This window comes from Anaerostipes sp. AF04-45 (genome assembly GCF_003461725.1).
Classification (GTDB): Bacteria; Bacillota; Clostridia; order Lachnospirales; family Lachnospiraceae; genus Anaerostipes; species Anaerostipes caccae.
This window is the reverse complement of sequence record NZ_QTXQ01000021.1, coordinates 9,596-10,913: the sequence shown is the minus strand read 5'-3', so window position 1 is coordinate 10,913 and position 1,318 is coordinate 9,596. Positions and strand designations below refer to the sequence as shown.

Sequence of the window (1,318 nt, the reverse complement as noted above, 5' to 3'; positions counted from 1 at the left end):
AAGGAGCAGATATGACAATACAAGAAGCATTAAATAATATCAAAAATGCCGTGATTGGCCGGGATGTCCGGCAGAGCATCCATGACGGGATCAAAGGCATTAATGACGAAAGTAAGGCAGATATGAAAAAGAAGCAGGATACAATCGACACATATACGAGCAAGATGGATCTGTTGAATGACAAGTATGAAGAACAGATAAAAAACCTCACACTTGAAAGTCCTTCGGATGCGGAAATCGTGGATTCACGCAGGACGAAAGACAATACGGTCTTTCCCACTTTGAAAGAAAGGCTGGATGAGGATAAAAATTCTGTTTGGATTCAAAAGCAATTAACCGGTGTAGCAACATTAGACGAGACACCGGATCAGCTTGGATTGTTAAGAATAGATATTCCGGCAAATTGTGTACTTGATAAAGATACGCTTTCAATCACCCCGGTTTATAAAAACGGAGACGGTGATGCGCTCACAGGTTCAGCATTTACAAAAATAGAGAAAGGGGAAAAGTTGAAATTTACAATAGAAAAAGTATATTTTGATTCCCTTTGCTACGATGTTCTGGAAGATCAGGGTGTGCAAGGCGGAACAATGGGTACTTTGGAGTTTCCTGTGGATCTGAATGTAAAGGTTTCTTATTTATCGCCGACGACAACGAAGGTGAACCAGTTCATTGGAGCACCAGAAGAATTAACAACAACTTCTAATAACAGCCTTGTTTCTTCGATAAATGAATGTTATGCAAAGATCAATGAGAATTATCAATATTTTAATAACATCATTACAAAAGTGCGTGGTGAGTGGAGAAACATAACAGGATATTGCAATTTTACTCCTTTTGTAGATGTAAAATATCAAACAATTTTAGCCAAATATGATGCTTTAATGGGTTATTTATGGATGAATGTTTTCTTCGAATTTTCCACTAACGCGCTTGCTTCCGCAAGCAGCACTTTGATATCGCAAGCTAAATTGATTGAATTATTCCAAATTGATAAAAAAGGTAGTGGAAATGTAAAAATTGTCATATGCGACGGAGTTGCGTCGTATGGAACAACGGCCAATGGATCTTCTGTTACTACAGAACAAGTCTATGGAAGGCTGCACGTTAATTTTTACAATGGTTTGTATGTAAGTTTTGATAACTATGATACAAAATCTCGCAAAGTAAATATTAATTATTGCTTTGCTGTTCCATTTTAATATCCGTATAAATATATAAAGGAGACAAACATGTTAGAAACAAAGAGAAGCATCACCCTTACCGGGGAAATTAAGGTCAAGGACTCTGACCGCACCGTGGTTTATCTAAATGCCAC

General features: G+C 37.4%; 1 pseudogene. It reads left to right on the top strand.

From position 1 onward, the window contains the following. Positions 1 to 1,202: pseudogene (locus DWV34_RS17000) on the top strand (hypothetical protein); the annotation flags it as partial. Positions 1,203 to 1,318 lie beyond the last annotated feature (116 nt).